The sequence below is a fragment of the Treponema primitia genome, from assembly GCF_046533075.1.
Classification (GTDB): Bacteria; Spirochaetota; Spirochaetia; order Treponematales; family Breznakiellaceae; genus Termitinema; species Termitinema primitia_B.
On record NZ_JAJQRB010000021.1, the window covers coordinates 1 to 18,939 of the forward strand.

At 52.7% G+C, this 18,939-nt stretch carries 17 protein-coding genes; 15 read left to right on the plus strand and 2 right to left on the minus strand.

What is annotated here, in order from left to right; translation table 11 throughout:
- The 4 genes from LQZ19_RS04135 to LQZ19_RS04150 all read left to right on the plus strand — a co-directional run.
- The coding region (locus LQZ19_RS04135; protein WP_411046390.1) for a formate--tetrahydrofolate ligase at nt 1-251 on the plus strand (251 nt) is incomplete at its 5' end.
- 167 nt (nt 252-418) lie between these two features.
- Entirely contained in the window at nt 419-1,255 is an 837-nt protein-coding gene (locus tag LQZ19_RS04140) for a formate/nitrite transporter family protein (RefSeq protein WP_411046391.1), read from the plus strand.
- A 94-nt stretch (nt 1,256-1,349) separates the two neighbouring features.
- Nucleotides 1,350-2,777 (plus strand): AAA family ATPase, encoded by a 1,428-nt coding sequence (locus tag LQZ19_RS04145; protein ID WP_411046393.1) that lies wholly within the window; start codon nt 1,350-1,352, stop codon nt 2,775-2,777.
- Nucleotides 2,778-2,788: 11 nt separating this feature from the next.
- Nucleotides 2,789-4,228 (plus strand): vWA domain-containing protein, encoded by a 1,440-nt coding sequence (locus LQZ19_RS04150; RefSeq protein WP_411046394.1) that lies wholly within the window; start codon nt 2,789-2,791, stop codon nt 4,226-4,228.
- A 64-nt stretch (nt 4,229-4,292) separates the two neighbouring features.
- Here the strand turns inward: LQZ19_RS04150 and LQZ19_RS04155 are convergent, their stop codons facing one another.
- The gene (locus tag LQZ19_RS04155; protein WP_411046395.1) at nt 4,293-4,919 is read right to left on the minus strand and encodes a flavin reductase; all 627 of its coding nucleotides are present in this window, start codon (nt 4,917-4,919) and stop codon (nt 4,293-4,295) included.
- Between the two features lie 165 nt (nt 4,920-5,084).
- Between LQZ19_RS04155 and LQZ19_RS04160 the strand changes: the two genes are divergently transcribed.
- From LQZ19_RS04160 to LQZ19_RS04210, 11 genes are all read left to right on the plus strand, one after another.
- Entirely contained in the window at nt 5,085-6,350 is a 1,266-nt protein-coding gene (locus tag LQZ19_RS04160; RefSeq protein WP_411046396.1) for an MFS transporter, read from the plus strand.
- A gap of 27 nt (nt 6,351-6,377) precedes the next feature.
- Complete coding sequence (gene acsV, locus LQZ19_RS04165; RefSeq protein WP_411046397.1) at nt 6,378-8,306, plus strand: corrinoid activation/regeneration protein AcsV; 1,929 nt, start codon at nt 6,378-6,380, stop codon at nt 8,304-8,306.
- The gene (locus LQZ19_RS04170) at nt 8,293-8,946 is read left to right on the plus strand and encodes a DUF3786 domain-containing protein (protein ID WP_411046398.1); all 654 of its coding nucleotides are present in this window, start codon (nt 8,293-8,295) and stop codon (nt 8,944-8,946) included. The genes acsV and LQZ19_RS04170 overlap by 14 nt, the downstream gene beginning before the upstream one ends.
- A gap of 117 nt (nt 8,947-9,063) precedes the next feature.
- On the plus strand, nt 9,064-10,959 hold the full coding sequence (cooS, locus tag LQZ19_RS04175; protein ID WP_411046399.1) for an anaerobic carbon-monoxide dehydrogenase catalytic subunit: 1,896 nt from the start codon (nt 9,064-9,066) through the stop codon (nt 10,957-10,959).
- Nucleotides 10,959-11,738 (plus strand): ATP-binding protein, encoded by a 780-nt coding sequence (locus LQZ19_RS04180; protein WP_411046400.1) that lies wholly within the window; start codon nt 10,959-10,961, stop codon nt 11,736-11,738. The genes cooS and LQZ19_RS04180 overlap by 1 nt, the downstream gene beginning before the upstream one ends.
- A 15-nt stretch (nt 11,739-11,753) precedes the next feature.
- A complete protein-coding gene (acsB, locus tag LQZ19_RS04185) occupies nt 11,754-13,898 on the plus strand; it encodes an acetyl-CoA decarbonylase/synthase complex subunit alpha/beta (protein ID WP_411046401.1) in 2,145 nt (714 codons plus the stop codon).
- An 84-nt stretch (nt 13,899-13,982) separates the two neighbouring features.
- The gene (gene acsD / locus LQZ19_RS04190; RefSeq protein ID WP_411046402.1) at nt 13,983-14,927 is read left to right on the plus strand and encodes an acetyl-CoA decarbonylase/synthase complex subunit delta; all 945 of its coding nucleotides are present in this window, start codon (nt 13,983-13,985) and stop codon (nt 14,925-14,927) included.
- Nucleotides 14,928-14,939: 12 nt separating this feature from the next.
- On the plus strand, nt 14,940-16,271 hold the full coding sequence (acsC, locus tag LQZ19_RS04195) for an acetyl-CoA decarbonylase/synthase complex subunit gamma (protein WP_411046403.1): 1,332 nt from the start codon (nt 14,940-14,942) through the stop codon (nt 16,269-16,271).
- Nucleotides 16,272-16,298: 27 nt separating this feature from the next.
- Nucleotides 16,299-17,084, plus strand: a complete 786-nt coding sequence (gene acsE, locus LQZ19_RS04200; RefSeq protein ID WP_411046404.1) for a carbon monoxide dehydrogenase/acetyl-CoA synthase methytransferase subunit — start codon at nt 16,299-16,301, stop codon at nt 17,082-17,084.
- A 3-nt stretch (nt 17,085-17,087) separates the two neighbouring features.
- On the plus strand, nt 17,088-17,375 hold the full coding sequence (locus LQZ19_RS04205) for a DUF8180 domain-containing protein (RefSeq protein WP_411046405.1): 288 nt from the start codon (nt 17,088-17,090) through the stop codon (nt 17,373-17,375).
- Nucleotides 17,375-17,836 carry a CooT family nickel-binding protein gene (locus LQZ19_RS04210; protein WP_411046415.1) on the plus strand — a complete coding sequence of 154 codons (462 nt, stop codon included), beginning with the start codon at nt 17,375-17,377 and terminating at the stop codon, nt 17,834-17,836. The genes LQZ19_RS04205 and LQZ19_RS04210 overlap by 1 nt, the downstream gene beginning before the upstream one ends.
- Before the next feature lie 57 nt (nt 17,837-17,893).
- Here the strand turns inward: LQZ19_RS04210 and LQZ19_RS04215 are convergent, their stop codons facing one another.
- The gene (locus LQZ19_RS04215) at nt 17,894-18,706 is read right to left on the minus strand and encodes a hypothetical protein (RefSeq protein WP_411046406.1); all 813 of its coding nucleotides are present in this window, start codon (nt 18,704-18,706) and stop codon (nt 17,894-17,896) included.
- Nucleotides 18,707-18,939: the final 233 nt, after the last annotated feature.

The following is an 18,939-nucleotide window of genomic DNA, read 5'->3' on the forward strand; positions in this document are numbered from 1 at the left end:
TTGAAAAGCTGGGGCTGGACAAGGTGCCGATCTGTATGGCGAAGACGCAATACAGCTTTTCTGACAAGATAGAGCTGAAGGGCGCGCCGAAAGGCTGGCGGCTCAATGTCCGTAACGTCAAGATATCCGCCGGCGCGGGTTTTATTGTAGCCCTCACCGGTGAAATCATGACCATGCCCGGTCTCCCCCCGGTACCCTCCGCGGAAAAGATCGACGTGGACAACACCGGAAAGATCTCCGGGCTGTTCTAGGAGAAGAGGAGAGGAAAAACCACGAAGGACACCAAGAGACACTAAGGAGGAAATAGAATAATGATAATTCCAAATTCCTTTGTGTACTTCGTGTCCTTTGCGGTTAAAAATTCTTAATTTTTATAAAAACGATTAGAAATATATAATTATAGTAAGGAGAAAACAGTATGGAAGCACGATCACCAGCACAAATTCTGGAATACACCAGCGATGTAGGTTTGGCAAAGGTTCAACGGAGCCTTCTCGGCCAAGTGATTTTATCTTTTATGGCAGGGGTGTTTATTGCTTTTGCCTCGGAAGGCTCCAACATGGCGGCCTTTAACCTGTTCGCCAATCCGGATACCTACGGGCTGGGCAAGGTTTTGGCGGGAGCCGTGTTCGGGACGGGGCTCATGCTGGTTGTGGTAGCCGGGGGTGAATTGTTTACCGGCAATACCCTGATCCTGGTCGGCGTGCTTGACCGTAAAGTCAAAATCCGCCAAATGCTTTCGAACTGGCTTGTGGTCTATATCGGCAACCTTATCGGCAGCGTATTTATCGCTTATATGATGAACCGGTCCATGCTGTTCAATAGCAGTAACGGTGTGCTCGGCGGCCAGACCATCAAGATTGCGGCTTACAAAACGGCACTTTCCTTTGAATCGGCCTTTTTCCTGGGCATTATGTGTAACTGGCTGGTTTGTCTGGCTGTGTGGGTTTCCTATGCGGCCAAGGATGTGACGGGCAAGCTCTTGGCTTGTTTCTTTATCATCTGTCTGTTTATTACCTCCGGGTTTGAACACTCGGTGGCCAATATGTACTATATCCCGGCGGGCATTATGGCTAAGTCGAACCCGCTTTGGGTAGAGGCGTCCCATGTTGGGGCGGAACAATTGGCCAACCTGAACTGGCTTAACTTTATAATTAAAAACGAGATTCCCGTAACCCTGGGGAATATCGTCGGCGGATCGGGGATGGTTGGTCTCCTATACTGGCTTTCTCTCAAGAAAAAGAAAGCGGACTGAACTTTTGAATCGACCACTGCGCCGTATTTTCCACGCCGCTTTTGTTGCGGGTTTGCTGCGGACCATAAATGATGGCGGTTGAATCTTTCCCCCAATGCGGGTACCATGGGCGATCATGGGCGGCGTAAATAAAATCCGGGATCGGATTGAAGTGGCTATAGAAATAACCAGGGACAGTAAGGTTCCTATCCTTCTGATGGCCAATCCGGGGCTTGCAAAATCAACGGTGGTGTACAACTGGGCTAGGCGCAATGGTTACCATATTGAAACCCTCATCGGGTCCCGGTTTTCCCAGGAGGAGATTCTGGGCTTTCAGGTCAGGGCGGAGGACCGTGAAACCGGGGAGCACTATCTGGAACTTCTGGCCCCCCACTGGTACCGGAACATCCTGGATCAGGAAAATAACTTTCATGTGCCGTCGGTACTGTTCCTGGATGAGTTGAGTACCGCCCAGGAAAATGTTCAAGGGGCCCTGCTGCAGCTGGTCTTTGAGCGGAAAATCGGAAACGGCCGGACCCTGCCCGAATCGACCCTGGTTATTGCTGCGGCAAACTATAAGCAGAATATCCCCTTTCAGTTCAATATCATGGCCCCCATCCTCAACCGCTTTTGTATCATCAATCTATCCTACGAGAGCAACGATAGTTTTCTTGACGAATTCCTCCAGGATGAAGCGGACTTGGCCAAGGACCCTGTGGTCTTTGCGGAAAAAGAAATCACCCCCTGGCAGAAAAGCTACCTCCGGGACGGGTTGAAAATGATGTTCAGGACTCTTTTCCGTTCCTTTGAGGAGGATAACCGGGATATGGATAAGGACCTTTTCTATACCATGGACATCAACAATCAGGTCTACAATACCATGTACGATGACGACTCCCGGTATGTGTACAACTTTATTTCCGGCCGTACCCTCTGGTATCTCTACAAGATAAGTCTGTCCTTCCTCCGTAAGGGCCTGACCATGGAGATACACGGGGCTGCCATACTTAACATGGTCTACGGACTCATCGGTCTTGGTACCAACACCTTTACTGAAAAACAACGAAAGGCATATCTAAAGAGCGCAGAAACCCTGTACCGGCGGCTCTACGATGTCCTGTCATCCCGGAGTGACGCCGGAACGCCTGCGGCCGGCGGCGAAGTTCAGAGCGCATCCCTGGACTTCCGGGGCAAGAGCGTAGCGGACGCCGTCAATGAATGGGTTCTCTTCCATGAATCCTCGGTGCTCCACGACACCAATGATCCAAACCTGGAAGCCCTGGCCATCCACATCGGCGCATCCTATGGCATTAACGCCGAAGACACCGAGCGGCTCCGCCAGAAGATTACCCATAACAAGGCGGATCTCTACACCTTTTCCAACGACATGCAGCGCCTGGATTACCTCATCGGCATCCTGGTTGAGGAAACCAAGGATAAGAACAGTAAAACTGATCCACTGGGTCGGCTTTGCGGAATCCGTGACGTTTATGCGGAACTTCGTGACGAAGCGGTGAAACTTATGATGAAGAACACGGGATGAAGGACTAAGCCTTGCCGGAAAATGCAGATTGGGAGCCTGCCCAATACCGGGAAACAAACAAACTGCTGGAACGGCTTAATATCCGCATCAGTTATATTGACGTCCCCGGGGTAAAGGGGGCGCCGCTAAGTTTTTCCTACCGGGCCATGCGAGGTGAGTACTGTATCTATATTGACCGGAAAGCAGACAGGCCGACTTTTATGGCCCGGGATCTCCACGAAAAGGGGCATATCCTCTACAACCACTTTAACCGGCCCCGGACGCACCGCCAGCAGTTCGAGGAATTCTTCCGGCGCAACCTCCACAGCTTTCTTGCGCGCCTTCCCCCGGAGCGAAACTTAAACTCCAAGCTGGGTACCTATTCTACGTATATCTACAACCGCTTTTCCGACATAGCACAGGCTATGGAGATAAACACCAAGCTTTTTAACGAGGACAGGAAAATGCTGTCTGCGGCGCCCGGCGGCCCCCTGGAGGGATTCATCTTCCCCCGGGAGACTTGGCCCGAGGGACTGGACTGGATGAGCTATATGAGCTTCCTCTGTACCGAGCTGAACTCCTTCCTGGACCACATAGGGGACGGGCCGGGTAAAAAAATTAAGTCCAGTGACGTCAGCGCCTATAACGCCATGCAGGCTGTCGAGCGGCGCATACAGGATATCCAGGAGACCCGGAAGACCGCTGCGGATGCGGACAGTAACGCCGCCTACGAACCGGAAATCATCAGGCACGGCAGGACCGATAATTATACCGATACTAAGACGGTCAACACTGTTACGGAACTAAGGGATGTTAAGGACCTGGTACGAATACTGCGGGAACGGAGTCTCCTCCTTAAGCGGAACCGGCTCCACACGGATATTCTCTACAATATTAACCGTAACCGGTTTGGGGATATCCTCATCCCCCGGCGTTACCGCATTGAAAACTACAACCTGAACAACCTGTGCATACTGCTGGATGTGTCCGGCAGCGTTCCCCCGGGCTTTGTTAAGCGGGTTATCCAAACCATTATGCGTGCCGAAGGCGCCTTTTACAAAGGAGCCTTTAGCAAACACCTGAGCCGCCTAGTCTGCTGGTCCGACAGCCTCTGTTCCGATACTTCCCTGGCGGACATTGGCGCCATAAACTTAGGCGGGGGTACCGTGTTGGGCGCCGGTATCGAATACTGTAAACGGTACCTCAATGAGCGGTCCAGCTTCTTTATCATCAGTGATTTCCAGGATGACCTTAACGACTGGATCAGCGCCGCCCGGGATCTGGGCTGTCAAAAAACCGCCGTGGGATACGGCCGGTTTGGCCGGGATACCTCGTTTGAACGGTGGTTTTCCGCCATAGGTTCCAATGCGGACTACCGCAAAAACCCCGTGGACATACGGCGCTTTGTGTCGGTGTTCGACACGGTGCTGCTGCGGGATGATGTGGTACAGCGGGAGGGCTTGACCGGGTAAGGCAAGATATCAGGCTGCTTAGCTTTAGGGAGATGAACGTAAACCCATGACGGGTTTGCTGCCCCTATAGCTTCTCAAAATCCGCCGCGCCATGTTTACATAAGGGGCACACAAAATCCGGGGGAAGTACATCCCCTTCGTAAACATATCCGCAAATTTTACACACATATCCCTTCTTTTTAGAAGAATCGACCGGAGGCTTGGGTTTAATGTGATCAAAATAATACTGGTATGTTACTGACGGTACGGCGCTCAAAACCGCAGCTTCGGTGACATCGGCAATAAACAAGGTGTGGGTACCGTAGTCGCTTGTGCTGATAATTTTACCGGAAATATAGCTATTGGCATGGCGGGGTTCATATAGTATGCCGTTAGGGCTGCGCTTTTTTTCCGGCGCATCCGCGAACTTATCAACAGTCCGGCCGCTTTGAAAACCAAAGCACTGAAAAACAGAAAAGGGCGTTTCAATACCTAAAACAGAAACGTTAAAAATACCGGTTTTAAGTATCATGTCATGGGTAAAATTGCCTTTGTTGACCGCTAAAGAAATACGTTTGGGTGTATCCGTTATCTGGGAAACGGTGTTGATAATACAGCCGTTATCCTTATCGCCGTCCTTTGCCGTTAAAACGAAAAGTCCATAACTAAGTTTAAAAAATGCAGCATTATCAATACCGGTTAAATTAGACATACCTACTCCTTTGTTAAAATCTACAAAATTTCCAACATATGTTATAGTATAGCACAAAAAAATGAATAGGTCAGTTTTTTTTGATAAATTTTTGTAAAATTTACCTAAGGGTATCCAAATTTGACTTTATCCCCCGCTTCTCCATATATTTGATACTGTAGCTCTATGTATAAAAATTGGAAAAAAGCCACTGTTCTGTTTTTAACCGGACAGGCCATCTCCCTTTTCGGTTCAGCCCTGGTCCATTACGCAATCATCTGGTATATCACCCTTCATACCCGGTCAGGGGCAATGATGACCGTTGCGATTATCTGCGGCAGCTTGCCGACCTTTTTTATATCCCCCTTCGGCGGGGTGTGGGCGGACCGGTATAACCGCAAACTCCTCATCAACATTGCCGACGGGATTATCGCGTTAAGTACCCTTGCTATGGCGTTGTTCTTTATTCTGCACGGCAAAATCGATCTTATCTGGCTTTTGTTTTTGAACCTTGGTATCCGGGCGTTGGGAACCGGTGTGCAGACACCTGCGGTAAACGCCCTCATCCCCCAACTGGTATCGGCGGAGGAACACCTGACCCGGGTGAACGGTATCAATAGTTCTGTCAATTCCCTGTCTTCCCTGCTGGCCCCCATGCTCAGCGGGGCGCTTCTTAGTTTTTCACGGATAGAGTATATCTTTTTTATTGATGTGGCCACCGCCGTCATCGGTATCGGTATTGTGTTTATTTTTGTCCATATTCCCGGTGAAACACAATCACTGCGAAAAAAAACAACCGGTACAAATTCCCTGTCGTATTTTGAGGATCTTAAAAAAGGCTGCCGTTATGTGCTGGATCATGGGTTTGTCAAAAGGATGTTCATCTTTTCTGTTTTCTTTTTTCTGCTGATTACCCCGGGTGTTTTCTTAACACCGCTTCAGATAGCCCGGAAATTCGGCAGCGAAGTGTGGCGGCTTTCGGTAATGGAAATACTGTTTTCGGCGGGTATGATCCTGGGCGGCCTCTTGATTAGTATTTGGGGCGGTTTTAAAAACCGTGTCCGGACCATGGCCCTTGCCTGTTTCCTTTTTGGCTGCGGCGACATCTGTCTGGGGCTTGCCCCCCATTACGGAATCTACATTACGGTGATGGCCTTCTCCGGTATGATCGTACCTTTTTTCAATACCCCCTTCACTGTTTTGCTGCAGGAAAAAGTGGAAAGTCAATTTATGGGCCGTGTGTTCAGTTTCCAAAATATGATTTCCAGCATCATGATGCCCCTGGGGATGATCGTCTTCGGCCCCCTGGGCGACCTGGTCCCCATCAGCCGGATTCTGGTTTTCTGCGGTTCAGGAACGATTATCCTCGGCGGCTTCCTTATCGGTAACCGGGTCCTGCGGGAAGGGGGGGAGCAGCTTGAGCTAGGGCGGATTGACAGTACCGTGTATTAGGGTTTAAATTGATAAAATAATAACGATATGAGCAGCCAAAAAATACTATTCAAAATAGAGGGCGGAGCTACTGTTTCCGCCTTTGCCCCTGAGGGAGAAACCCTCCTCGAAACCGCCCGGAAAGCCGGGGTCGATATAGACGCCCCCTGTTCGGGGAACGGGACCTGCGGAAAATGCCGGGTTAAGGTGCTTGAAGGAACCGTGCTTGGGGAGGCTCCCCGGCAAATAAGCCCGGAGGACTATGCGGCGGGCTGGCGGCTGGCCTGCTGTATCAGAGCCGCGTCGGACCTTAGTTTAGAGGTCCCCCTTTCTGCCGGAGCTTTTAAGAACCGTATCAAGGTGACGACCCTCAGCGAAGGACGTGAACGGGCTGCCTTTGACGCCCTGGGCAAGGACCTGGACGAGTTGGGCTACCGTGGAGACAGCGGCCTGGAAACAACGGCCATCACCTTGACGCCCCCCGCTTTGGACGACGCCATGGCGGACCGGGAACGGCTTTTGGCTAAGTATGCCGAAGAGACCGGCCGGGAAGCCGGGATCGGTATTTTTGCCCTGCGGAAGCTTCCCGGTATTCTGCGGGAATCGGATTTTTCAGTTATATGTGTTGCCCGGAAAGGCCCGGATAGGGACCTGATCCTGGATATACTCCCCGCCGCAGCCGGGGCTCAGGCGGTTCTGCCGGGACTGGCGGTGGATATCGGGACCACCACGGTGGCCATGGTGCTTACGGATCTCCGCACGGGGAACTTGCTGGCAGGGGGCTCCGGGGGGAACGGTCAGATCCGCTTTGGGGCGGATGTGATCAGCCGGATCATCGAAAGTACCCGGCCAGGCGGTCTGGATAGGCTGCGGAAGGCGGTGATTGAGGAGACCATGCTCCCCCTGATCCGCGAGATTTGTACGAAAGCGGGAATCGCGCCTACTGATATATACCGGGCGGCGGTGGCTGCCAATACTACCATGACCCAGCTCTTTACCGGGGTTTACGCGGACTTCCTCCGTCTGGAGCCCTATGTGCCGGCCTTCTTCCACGGTGACGGCTTCCGGAGCAGCGACCTGGGTTTGAACCTCAACCCCGATGCCGAGGTGATCCTGGCTCCCAGCATAGGCAGCTATGTGGGGGGGGACATCAGCTCCGGGGTTTTCTCGTCGGGCATATACAAAAAAGATAGTTTTTCTCTTTTTATAGATCTGGGAACCAACGGTGAACTGGTTTTTGGCAATTCAGAGCTCCTCATGTCCTGCGCCTGTTCCGCCGGGCCTGCCTTTGAGGGTGGGGATATCAGCTGCGGTATGCGGGCCACCGACGGGGCGATAGAGGCATGTTCCATCGACGCCGAAACCATGGAGCCATCCCTTACCATTATCGGAGGGGCGGATCAGAAGGCTGCGGGGCTCTGCGGGTCCGGGCTTATCGATACCATCGGGGAGCTTTTCCGCTGCGGGATCATCAACGCCAAGGGAAAATTTATTCGGGAGAGCAAGCGGATTGGGCATGACGAGTACGGCGCGGCTAATTATATCCTGGCTTTTGCCGAAAATAGTGTTAGCGGACAGGATATTGCGTTAAACGAGACGGATATCGATAGTTTTATCCGGGCTAAAGGGGCGATTTTCTCCGCCATCAGGACCATGTTGGCGATCATGGACTTTTCCCCGGACGATATTGAGGAAGTTTATGTGGCCGGAGGTATCGGGAGCGGGATTAATGTGGAAAAAGCCATCCGCATTGGGATGTTCCCGAAAATCCCTCTGGAAAAATACCACTATATCGGTAATACCAGTCTGACCGGGGCTTATGCCATGGTTAATTCCGCCGGCGCCGCATCCAAGGTTATTGAAATCAGCGGGGGGATGACGTACTTGGAATTATCGTCCCATCCGGGGTATATGGACGAATTTGTGGCAGCCTGTTTCCTGCCCCATACCAACGGAGCCCTCTTTGAAGACCGGTAATGCGGAGCTGCCGGTAAAAAATCAGCAGTGCGATGTCCCCTTAGCCCATTATCAGGGGCTCTATGAAAGCTTGGATCCCCGTGCGGTTGCGGAACGGTGCGGCCTATCCTTTGAGGCAACCCGGGCAGGGGAGGGCTTTTTCCTTCTGCGCCTTATGGGGACCGAATACCGGGCGGCGTTTCCGGTTTTTGAACTACGCGATCTCCAAGGGGACGATGTCCGGGAGCCCTATGAAAAGATACTCCTTATCCGGTATCTCTGCGAAGGAAAATTCTTTGAAAGCCGGGGGAAAAGGCTTTCTTATAACGAAATCCCCTGGGGCCCGACCTATTACCGCAACTTCGAAGGGCGTTGTCTTAAGCGGGCAGCCCATAGCTTCGGAAACGACCTGGCGGCTTTCAGGCGGATGGTAGAGGGTCTTCCAGGGCTCCGTTTTGAGGCCCTGGATACGGGGGACGCGGGTTACCGTTTTGAGTTTCTAAACGGGCTTTTCATAAGCCTTTTGATTTGGGCCGGCGATGATGAGTTTCCACCATCGGCTCAGATGCTTTTTGATGATAATTTTATCTTTGCCTTTACTGCGGAGGATTTGGCGGCGATGGGCGAAGTTGTTATTCGGAGGTTTAAAGAGAAAAAATAGGTATTTTTATATAGATATATAAGTATTTATAAATATTTATAGTTTACATTTTTTGTATTCGCTTTTATACTATATTGTAGACAAGATTCACCTTAACCATAGAGGAGGAGACTTACTTTGAGAACTTTGGAACACTTTACCACCATCGAAGAGATGGAAACTGTAACTGCTAAGTTGAAAGAGATGGCGACCTTTGTGCACGCCGAGACCTATGCGGACCGGGTAAAAAATCAAACCCCCCACTGTAAATTCGGAGAAGATGGGATTTGCTGCAAAAACTGCTCCATGGGCCCCTGCCGGATTACCGCAAAGGCTTCCAGGGGTATCTGCGGCGCAGACGCCCATGCCATAGCGGGCAGAAACTACCTCCGTACCATTGCGGCGGGTACTTCGGCCCACTCGGATCATGCCCGGGAGATACTCCACGTGCTCCACAGTACGAGCCGTGACGGGAATTACCAGGTGCGGGATGAGCAGAAGCTTATCAAACTGGCCAAGGAATGGGATGTTCCCACCGATGGCCGGGATATATATGACGTTGCCCACGAAGTCGCGGAAGTGGGGCTTGGGGAATTCGGGAAGACCTTCGGTACCCTGCGTTTTCTCAAGCGCGCCACCGAGGGACGGCAGAAGGTTTGGAAAGACCAGGATATTGAGCCCCGGGCCATAGACCGGGAAATCGCCACGGCCATGCACATGACCCATATGGGAAATACCGCCCAGCCCGAAGCGCTGATTCGCCAAGGCCTGCGGACCGCTATTTCCAATGGCTGGGGCGGCTCCATGCTGGGGACTGAAATCACCGACATCCTGTTCGGTACCCCCACGGTGTGGAATACCGAAGGCAACCTGGGTGTGCTGGAGAAGGACTATGTTAATATCGTAGTCCACGGCCACGATCCGGCATTTTCGGAGATGGTGGTTACCGCCGGGGAACTTAAGGAGCTGGTGGACTACGCCAAGAGCAAGGGCGCCAAGGGTATTAACCTGGTGGGTCTCTGCTGTACCGCCAACGAAGTGGCCATGCGTCACGGGGTCCGTATGGTGGGTAACTTCCTCCAGCAGGAAAATGTGGTCCTCACCGGCGTGGTGGAGATGATGTGCGTGGACGTACAGTGTATTTTCCCCGCCCTTGCCTCTCTGACCGATTGCTACCACACCAAATTCGTTACCAGTTCCCCCATCGCCCGGATTCCCGGGTCAATCTATATTGAATTTAAGCCCGAAACTGCCTTTGAACAGGCCAAAGAAATAATCAGGATGGCGATAGACAATTTCCAGAACCGGGATCAAAGCAAGATCTATATCCCCGAAACCAAGCAGAAGGCCACAGTCGGCTATCCCTGCGAACAGATCATCAAGCACCTGGATGGGGTCGCCAATACCCATGTGGATGAGCTGGGTTCCTACAGGCCGGCGATTGACGCCATTAAGGCCGGGGTTCTCCGGGGCGCCGTGGCCATCGTGGGCTGTAACAATCCCCGGGTTCGGCCGGACTATTCCCACCTGGAAATCATGAAGGAACTTATGGCAAACGATGTGCTCATCGTGGCCACCGGGTGCGCCGCCCAGCTGGCAACCAAGGCGGGGTTCCTCCAAAAGGACGCCAAGTATCTCTGCGGCGCCGGTCTCCGTCGGGTCTGCGAACTGGTCGACATTCCGCCGATCCTGCACATGGGCGCCTGCGTTGACATCAGCCGTATGATGCTCCTGGCCACGGGTATTGCCAAAGACTGGGGGGTTGATACTACCCAGATCCCCGTAGTCGGCTGCGCGCCGGAGTGGATGAGCGAAAAGGCGGTATCCATCGCCAACTATGTCGTGTCCACCGGCCTTGACGTATACCTGGGTATTGAGCCCCAGGTTAAGGGGAGTTCCCAGATGATGGAGTTCATCACCGAAGGAACCAGGGCGATCACCGGAGCGGGGTACATCATCAATCTTGATCCCCATGAATTAGTTAAATCGATATTGGACGGGCTTGAGAAGAAACGGGCCGCCCTGGGTATCTGATGAAGATAGCGATCACCGGAAAGGGTGGGGTTGGGAAAACTACATTGGCTGCGGTATTATCGCGGCTGTACGCCGCCGAAGGCCGGAAGGTCCTGGCGGTGGATGTGGACCCCGACGCTAACCTGGGCTTAGCCCTTGGGTTTACCGAAGCGGAGGTGGAGGCCATCACCCCCATCTCCAAGATGAGCGATCTGATCGCCGAACGTACCGGTTCGGGTAAGGATACCTATGGGAAGTTCTTTAAGATCAACCCCAAGGTAGACGATATTCCTGACCGCTTCGCCCGGGAAAAGAACGGGGTTAAGTTTCTGGTGATGGGTACCGTGGAAACCGGAGGGTCCGGCTGCGTGTGCCCTGAACATGTGATGGTCAAGCGGGTCATCTCCCACCTGGTAATAGCCAGGGACGAGGTGGTCATCATGGATATGGAGGCCGGGCTTGAACACCTGGGCCGGGGTACCGCGGAAATGGTGGACCGGTTCATCGTGGTTATCGAGCCGGGCGAACGGAGTATCCAGACCTATCACAAGGTCAAACCCCTGGCTGCTGATCTGGGGGTTAAGGCGGTGAGCGTGGTGGCCAACAAGGTCCGGGGCAAGGAAGATGAGGATTACCTCAGAAGCCGTATACCCCCGGAGGATCTGTTTGGGTTCATCAGCTATAACGAGGAGATTATCGAGGCCGATCGCCGGGGCATATCACCCTATGAAACCAGCGACCGGGCAAGAAACGAGATCATGAAGATCAAAGAGCGCATTGATGCTGCGCATAAATCCTGAAGGAGAGGTGCTTCTATGAAACTGTTGTTTAACCGGGTTTTTGACGGTTCTGACGAAATGGTGGCGGTAGCCGAAAAGACGCTGAATGAAACTTTAAAGGAACTGGGGGAGTCCGCTCCCCTGGCTATGCCGAATACGGCATATTTTCTCGCCAGCCATCTGGCCTACCTTGGTAAAAAGATTATGACCCTGGGGGAACTCAAGGCTGCTTTCGATGAAACCAAGGCCAACTGGATGCCCCGCAACCAGCGGCTGGGGGATGTCTTTAAGACCGGCTTTGGCACGGTCCTGGCGGCGGAGGTTATCGAAGCCTGTAAATACGCTAAAAGTCCCACCCCCTACGGTGAGGGCGACACCCGGGAATACTGGGGCCACATGAGCGACGCCGAAGTGCGTGAGCTTGGGGTACCCCTGGTTACCGGCGATATCCCCGGATTCGTGGTCATCATCGGCCCCGCCCCTTCCGACGAAGAAGCGGCGGAACTGATCAAGGGCTACCAGTCCCGGGCCATCTTTGTATTCCTCATCGGCGGGGTTATCGATCAGGCCAAGCGGATGAACCTGAACATGAACTTCTCCGTCCGGGTTGTTCCGGTGGGACCGGAACTGTGGCATGTGGCCCACATCATCTCCCTGGTAAACCGGGCCGCCATGATCTTCGGTAACGTACAGCCCGGGGATCAGGAAGAGTTTGACGACTATACCTTTAAGCGAATCCGCGCCTTTGTTAACGCCTTTGACCCCCTGCCGGATCTTACTGTGGCCTGCGGCGGCGGCGCTATTGCCATGGGCTTCCCGGTCATCACCAATTCTACCAAAGACGTATGGCCCGTGCCCAAGAGCCTTATCATCCAGCAGAATACCAAGGACTTTATCGAGACTTCCCTGGAAGCACGGGATATCAAGATCAAGGTTACCAAGGTCGATATCCCCGTAGCTTTCTCCACCGCCTTCGAAGGGGAAATTATCCGCCGGGCGGATATGCACGTGGACATTGACGGGTCTAAGCTGGACTGCTTCGAGTGGGTCACCACCAAGGAATCCGCTGAGATTGAGGACCACAAGATTGAACTTATCGGGCCGGATATCGACAGCGTTAAGGAAGGGGATCGTTCCGCCATGGGCTTTGTGGTGGAAGTTTCCGGCAAGAACATGCAGAAGGACTTTGAGCCGGTGTTTGAACGCCGGATTCACCATTACCTTAACTACGCCGAAGGTATTATGCATACCGGCCAGCGGGACCTTATCCGCATCCGGGTAAGTAAGGCCGCCTTTGCTGCGGGCTTCCGGGCCAAGCACTTTGGGGAAATACTCTACGCCAAGCTCAAGGGCGACTTTGATGCCATTATCGACAAGGTTCAGATAAAGGTCTATACCAAACCGGAGGATCTTAAGCGGCTCCGGGCGGATGTGAACAAGGTCTACGAGACCCGTGATGCCCGGCTCCTCTCTCTTACGGATGAGAATGTCGAAGTGTTCTACAACTGCATACTCTGTCAGTCCTTCTCCCCGGCCCACGTGTGCGTGGTTACCCCGGAACGGCTGGGTCTCTGCGGCGCCGTGTCCTGGCTTGACGCTAAGGCCACCAACGAGATCGACCCCAACGGTTCCTGCCAGATAGTTACCAAGGAGCGGGTGGTGGATGAAAAGCTGGGTATCTGGGAGGATGTGAACGAAGCGGTGCAAACCGCCTCCCACGGTTCCCTCCAGCAGGTTACCCTGTATTCCATCATGCAGGACCCCATGACCAGCTGCGGCTGTTTTGAGTGTATCTGCGGTATCGAGCCCGCCAGTAATGGTGTGGTTATCGTAAACCGGGAACATTCGGGCATGACCCCCCTGGGGATGACCTTCTCGGAAATGGCCTCCATGACCGGCGGCGGTGTTCAGACCCCGGGTTTCATGGGCCACGGTAAGCAGTTCATCAGCTCCAAAAAGTTTATGGCCGCTGAGGGCGGCCCCGCACGGATTGTGTGGATGCCCAAGGCCCTCAAGGAATTTGTGGGCGCAAAGCTCAACAAAACGGCGAAGGAACTCTATGGGATCGACAACTTTGTTGACCGGATCGCCGACGAGACCGTTACCGATGATGCGGAAAAACTGGTGGAATACCTTGGCGAAAAGGAACATCCGGTTTTGCAGCTTGAACCCCTGATGTAACAATGGCTTTATAAAACATGGCGGGTGTATCCCGCCGTGTTTTTTGACTGTGCATAGTAAAATTAAATGGAAAGGAGAGGTGTTATGCCATTTAAACGCGTTCCGCAAAAATTTCCGGCCACCATCAAAGAAGTGGTGATTGGCGCCGGGGATAAGGCTGTTACTCTGGGGGGTGAAAATGTACTCCCCTTCTACAGTTTTGACGAGAAGATCAAGAATCCTCCTAAGGTGGGGGTGGAAGTTTCCGATCTGGGGCCGAACCGGGATCTGCCTGAGCTGGGTAAGTTTTACGAAGGGGCTGAGAAAATCGCCGATGTGGCGAAAAAGGCCTGTACGATTCCCGGCGCAAGCTTTATCAGCCTGTCCCTTGAAAGCGCCGACCCCAACGGGGCCAACAAGTCTATTGAAGACTGCGTTGCCCTCTGCAAGGAAGTGGCCGACGCCATAACGCTCCCCCTGGTGATCCAGGGCAGTAAAAATGTGGAGAAGGACGGCCAGCTCTTTGTAAAGATCGCCGACGCCCTTCAGGGAAAGAATGTGCTCCTCATGTCCGCCAAGGAAGATAACCACAAGGCCATTGCCGTTGGCGCGGTCCAAGCTTACGGGCAGAAGATCTCCGCGGAATCTGCGGTGGATATCAATCTGGCCAAGCAGCTTAACGTGCTGATCTCCCAACTGGGGATCAAGAACGAGAGCATGACCATGAATGTGGGTTCCGCCGCTGCGGGTTACGGCTTTGAGTACGTGGTGAGTACCATTGACCGGATCAAACTGGCCGCCCTGACCCAGAACGACGACAAGCTTCAGATGCCCATCATCACCCCGGTGGGTGAACAGACCTGGAGCGTTGGTGAATCGTTTAAGAGTGAAGCGGAAGCTCCCGCCGGCTGGGGACCCCAGGAACAGCGGGGCATAGCCATGGAAATAGCCACCGCCTCAGCGGCCCTTGCCGCCGGCTCTAACGCCGTTATTCTGCGCCATCCCGCATCGGTTGCCGCAGTTTCAAAACTTATTGCGGAACTGGTATAAAAGGAGGAAGACATGGCGCTTAAAGGATTAGACATCTTTAAATTATTGCCCAAAACAAACTGTAAGAAGTGCGGCAATCCCACCTGTATGGCCTTTGCGATGAAGGTTGCCCAGGGGTCGATTACCATCGATAAATGCCCGGATATTTCGGCGGAGGCCCTGGCCCAGCTCAGCGACGCATCGGCTCCCCCCATGAAGGCACTGACCATCGGCAACGGGGACAAGCAGTACAAGCTCGGCGGCGAGACCGTACTTTTCCGGCACGATAAGACATTTGTGTCCAAGAGTCTCTACGCAGTAACGGTGTGCGAGGGTTGTATAGACGAAAAGCTGCCCAAGATCAAGGAGATCGACTACGACCGCATAGGTGAGCGGATGATCGTGGATCTGATCAATGTGGAGTTTACCGGCGACAAGGCAAAGTTCCTGGACACGGTAAAGAAAGCCCAGGGCGCGGGGCGGACCCTCATCCTTGAAGTAAAGGATGCGGACGCCGCTAAGGCCGCCCTGGATATCGTCAAGGCTGAAAAGCCCATCCTCAACGGCGCGGACGAGACCAACTGGGAAGCCTTTAGCAAGATTGCTACCGAAGCCGGAGTGGTCCTCGGAGTCGGCGGTAAGGACCTGGACACTATCTACGAAACGGTGCAGAAAATCGAAGCGGCGGGTAACAAAAACCTAGCCATTGATGTGGGCAGCGTTTCTATCAAAGACGCCTTTGCCAATGCGGTGCAGATACGCCGGGCGGCCCTGAAGGATCAGGATCGCAGCTTTGGGTATCCCAGCATCGTTAATCTCCACAAGCTGGCGGGCAAGGACGAGAACCTGGAGACCGCCCTGGCCTCGGTGTTCACCCTGAAATACGGTTCGATCATCATCCTGAGTAACATGAGCTACGCCACGGCGCTGCCTCTGTACGGCCTCAGACAGAATATCTACACGGATCCCCAGAAGCCCATGAAGATGGAACCGAAGATCTACCCGGTCAACGGCGCGGACGCGGACTCCATCTGTGCAATTACCGTAGACTTTGCGCTCTCCTACTTCGTTATAAACGGCGAACTGGAGCGGAGCGGGGTGCCTGTTAACCTCATCGTCTCTGACGCGGGGGGATATTCGGTATTGACCTCCTGGGCGGCGGGGAAATTTTCCGCCGGTACTATTTCTAAATTCTTTAAGGAAGCGGGTATTGATGGTCAGGTGAAGAACCGTAACCTCCTTATCCCCGGCAAGGTTGCCGTCCTTAAGGGTGAGCTTGAAGAAAACCTGCCCGGCTGGAAGATCCTTGTCGGGCCCAACGAAGCGGTTGGGGTGGTTAAGTGGCTCAAGGATTTCAAGGGTTAATAAAATTTTATTGGAGGTATAGTACTTATGGGAAAATTTATTGCAATTGGTGAGCGTATTCATTGTATTTCGCCGGCGATTAAGGCGGCCATGGATTCCAAGGACCCTGCGCCTATTCTTAAGCGCGCCAAGGAACAGCTGGACGCCGGAGCCACCTACCTGGACCTGAACATCGGGCCTGCGGAAAAGGGCGGCGAAGAACTGATGGCTTGGGGGGTAAAGCTCCTCCAGGAAAATTTTGACAATGTGCCCCTCGCCCTTGATACGGCGAACAAGAAGGCTATTGAGGCGGGAATTAAGGTGTACAACCGGGCCAAGGGGAAACCCCTGGTTAACTCCGCTGACGCCGGGGACCGGATCTCCTACATTGATGTTGCGGCGGCCAATGACGCCATCGCCATTGCCCTTTGCGCCAAGTCCGGGATTCCCTCGGACAACGAAGAGCGCCAGGGGTATTGCCTGGAGATGCTGGAACGCGGCGCGGGACTGGGCATGGAGGCGGAGGATCTTTGGTTTGATCCCCTGTTCCTGGTTATTAAGGGGCAGCAGGATAAGCAGATTCAGACGCTACAGTTCATCAGCTGGCTTTCCGAACAGGGCTTTAACTCCACCGGCGGGCTTTCCAATGTTTCCAACATGATGCCCAAGGCGGTGCGGCCCATCATGGATTCCACCATGGTTGCCATGGCCATAAGCCACGGTCTTACCTCAGCGATTGTGAACCCCTGCGATCTCCGGCTCATGGAAGCGATAAAGTCTGCGGACATTATCATGAACCAAACCCTGTTTGCAGATTCTTACCTGGAGTTATAGTTTATGTCAGATCCTCATCGCGACCACGAGCATGAACATACCCACAGCCATGAACACGTCCATGAACATAGCCACGGTAATACCGGCGATCTGAATAAGCTTAAGACCCTGCTGCAGTATATGCTGGATCACAACCGGGAACATGCATCTGAGCTGGGCGACTTGGCGCACAATCTCTACCACGCGGATCAGAAAGAATCCGCTGATGTCATCAATGATGCGGTAAAGGACTTTGAAAAGGGAACCGAAAAACTGGTCAAAGCCCTGGGCCTTATTAAGGATGGTAAGTGATGTGTCTTTCCACGGCCTATGAACTTGGCGAGGGCGGTACGAGAAAACAGCTCTGTGAATATGTCAGTGTCATCAAGGTGGCGGGGGATACCATAACCCTCACGGACCTTATGGGCCAGGAGATCAGCGTTACGGGCGAGCTGGAAAGTGTGGACTTAGTAAAAAACGCCATCATCATAAGGCCGGCGGTAGTTTCGGAATTCGCCGATGCATTCCCCGGCAAAACGGGGATGAAGAAGTACGAGATGATCCGGGAGATCTTCAATTCCTGCTCGGGAAACCAGATGCGGGATGTGGATGTTCAGGAGATCGAGACCGATGACGTAGACGCGTACCTTGCCCGGATTTACAAGGGAGAGCGTTTTACCAGCAACAGAACCGTGAAGAAAAACGGCGTGGTGGTGTTTGATATCGATGCTTCCGGAATGGCCCAGCGGGTTTCATTTACGGAAATAAGCTAGGGATTAAAAGAAAAAAAATTAGAAAGGCAGTCAGCGGAGATGTTGGCTGCCTTTTTTTTAAAACAAAGCGGCGGCGCTCATCTTGAGATAGTCCCTTCCGTCGTACTCCGGGAAAGCAGCCCTTACCTGTTCGACGAAGCTGGTTTTATCTTTGGACGTTAAGGCCAGTTCTTTTATCGTTTTAAGATATGTTGTTTTTTCTGCGGCTACTTCCGCCGTTGCGGGGATATCATGGGTAGTAAGGATAAGGTCGGGTTTCTTCTTTGTATAATCCTCCATCTGTCCAATCATGGCGTCGATTTGTTCCGGGCTTTCCAGAATGTTATGAACCTTGTTGCCGACCATATGGGTATAAACTGCATTGATGGCGGGGATTTCAAGATCGAAACTTTCCTTGGTGTCCTTTACGATAAATTCAATATCGCCGATAGTTATCCTGCCGGGCTTGATAATATTCGTGATAGCCGGAATATACGGGTTTAGATGATTCCCAAAGGCCGCAGAAAAATTGTCGATCAGCGTCTTTATAGAGCCGCCTTCGGCTATCGATTTTTTGGTGGTTTCCGTTGCGTATGTCCGGCAGTAGATAAAGGCATTGCTCCCTCCGGGATGGTAGTCCATAATGAAATGGTTCAGGGGCTTGTCCAGGGAATTAACATAATCCGCATATTCCGCCAAATTATTCAGGAACATGGGTGATTCCAGACCGATGAGTTCATGTTCGGTTTCAAAGAGATAACTTTCGTCACCGAAGGGATCCTTCGTATCATAGGCGTGAAGCCGTATTCCGTTTAAATCATAAATGCGCACCGTTCCAACGCCCAGGTTTATCATGGTGATGTCCGGCAGGTTTTTTTGTTCTTCTATCATTTTTCAGTACTCCTCTGAGATGTGATACAATAACCAATTGTTTATCAAAAAATACGAAATTTCCGAAAAGAAGTCAAACCTTGAATCGTTTTGGTAAAGTCCGGAGTAGAAACGTTGTGGGATTTCTTCAGTTTTTCTAAAGATAATACAAATTCGTGGCATGTAAGGGCCGCCGTAAGCTGATGGGGGTTAGTGAAAATCCCCCCCCCACCGCTTGCCGGTTTCTACGCTGA

What these genes read in the sequence shown, in the direction of transcription:
- LQZ19_RS04140 (WP_411046391.1), top strand. Translation starts at nt 419, where the DNA reads ATGGAAGCACGATCACCAGCACAAATTCTGGAATACACCAGCGATGTA.
- LQZ19_RS04145 (WP_411046393.1), top strand. Translation starts at nt 1,350, where the DNA reads ATGCGGGTACCATGGGCGATCATGGGCGGCGTAAATAAAATCCGGGAT.
- acsD (WP_411046402.1), top strand. Translation starts at nt 13,983, where the DNA reads ATGCCATTTAAACGCGTTCCGCAAAAATTTCCGGCCACCATCAAAGAA.
- LQZ19_RS04160 (WP_411046396.1), top strand. Translation starts at nt 5,085, where the DNA reads ATGTATAAAAATTGGAAAAAAGCCACTGTTCTGTTTTTAACCGGACAG.
- acsV (WP_411046397.1), top strand. Translation starts at nt 6,378, where the DNA reads ATGAGCAGCCAAAAAATACTATTCAAAATAGAGGGCGGAGCTACTGTT.
- LQZ19_RS04180 (WP_411046400.1), top strand. Translation starts at nt 10,959, where the DNA reads ATGAAGATAGCGATCACCGGAAAGGGTGGGGTTGGGAAAACTACATTG.
- LQZ19_RS04205 (WP_411046405.1), top strand. Translation starts at nt 17,088, where the DNA reads ATGTCAGATCCTCATCGCGACCACGAGCATGAACATACCCACAGCCAT.
- acsE (WP_411046404.1), top strand. Translation starts at nt 16,299, where the DNA reads ATGGGAAAATTTATTGCAATTGGTGAGCGTATTCATTGTATTTCGCCG.
- LQZ19_RS04155 (WP_411046395.1), bottom strand. Translation starts at nt 4,919, where the DNA reads ATGTCTAATTTAACCGGTATTGATAATGCTGCATTTTTTAAACTTAGT.
- LQZ19_RS04215 (WP_411046406.1), bottom strand. Translation starts at nt 18,706, where the DNA reads ATGATAGAAGAACAAAAAAACCTGCCGGACATCACCATGATAAACCTG.
- LQZ19_RS04210 (WP_411046415.1), top strand. Translation starts at nt 17,375, where the DNA reads ATGTGTCTTTCCACGGCCTATGAACTTGGCGAGGGCGGTACGAGAAAA.
- acsB (WP_411046401.1), top strand. Translation starts at nt 11,754, where the DNA reads ATGAAACTGTTGTTTAACCGGGTTTTTGACGGTTCTGACGAAATGGTG.
- acsC (WP_411046403.1), top strand. Translation starts at nt 14,940, where the DNA reads ATGGCGCTTAAAGGATTAGACATCTTTAAATTATTGCCCAAAACAAAC.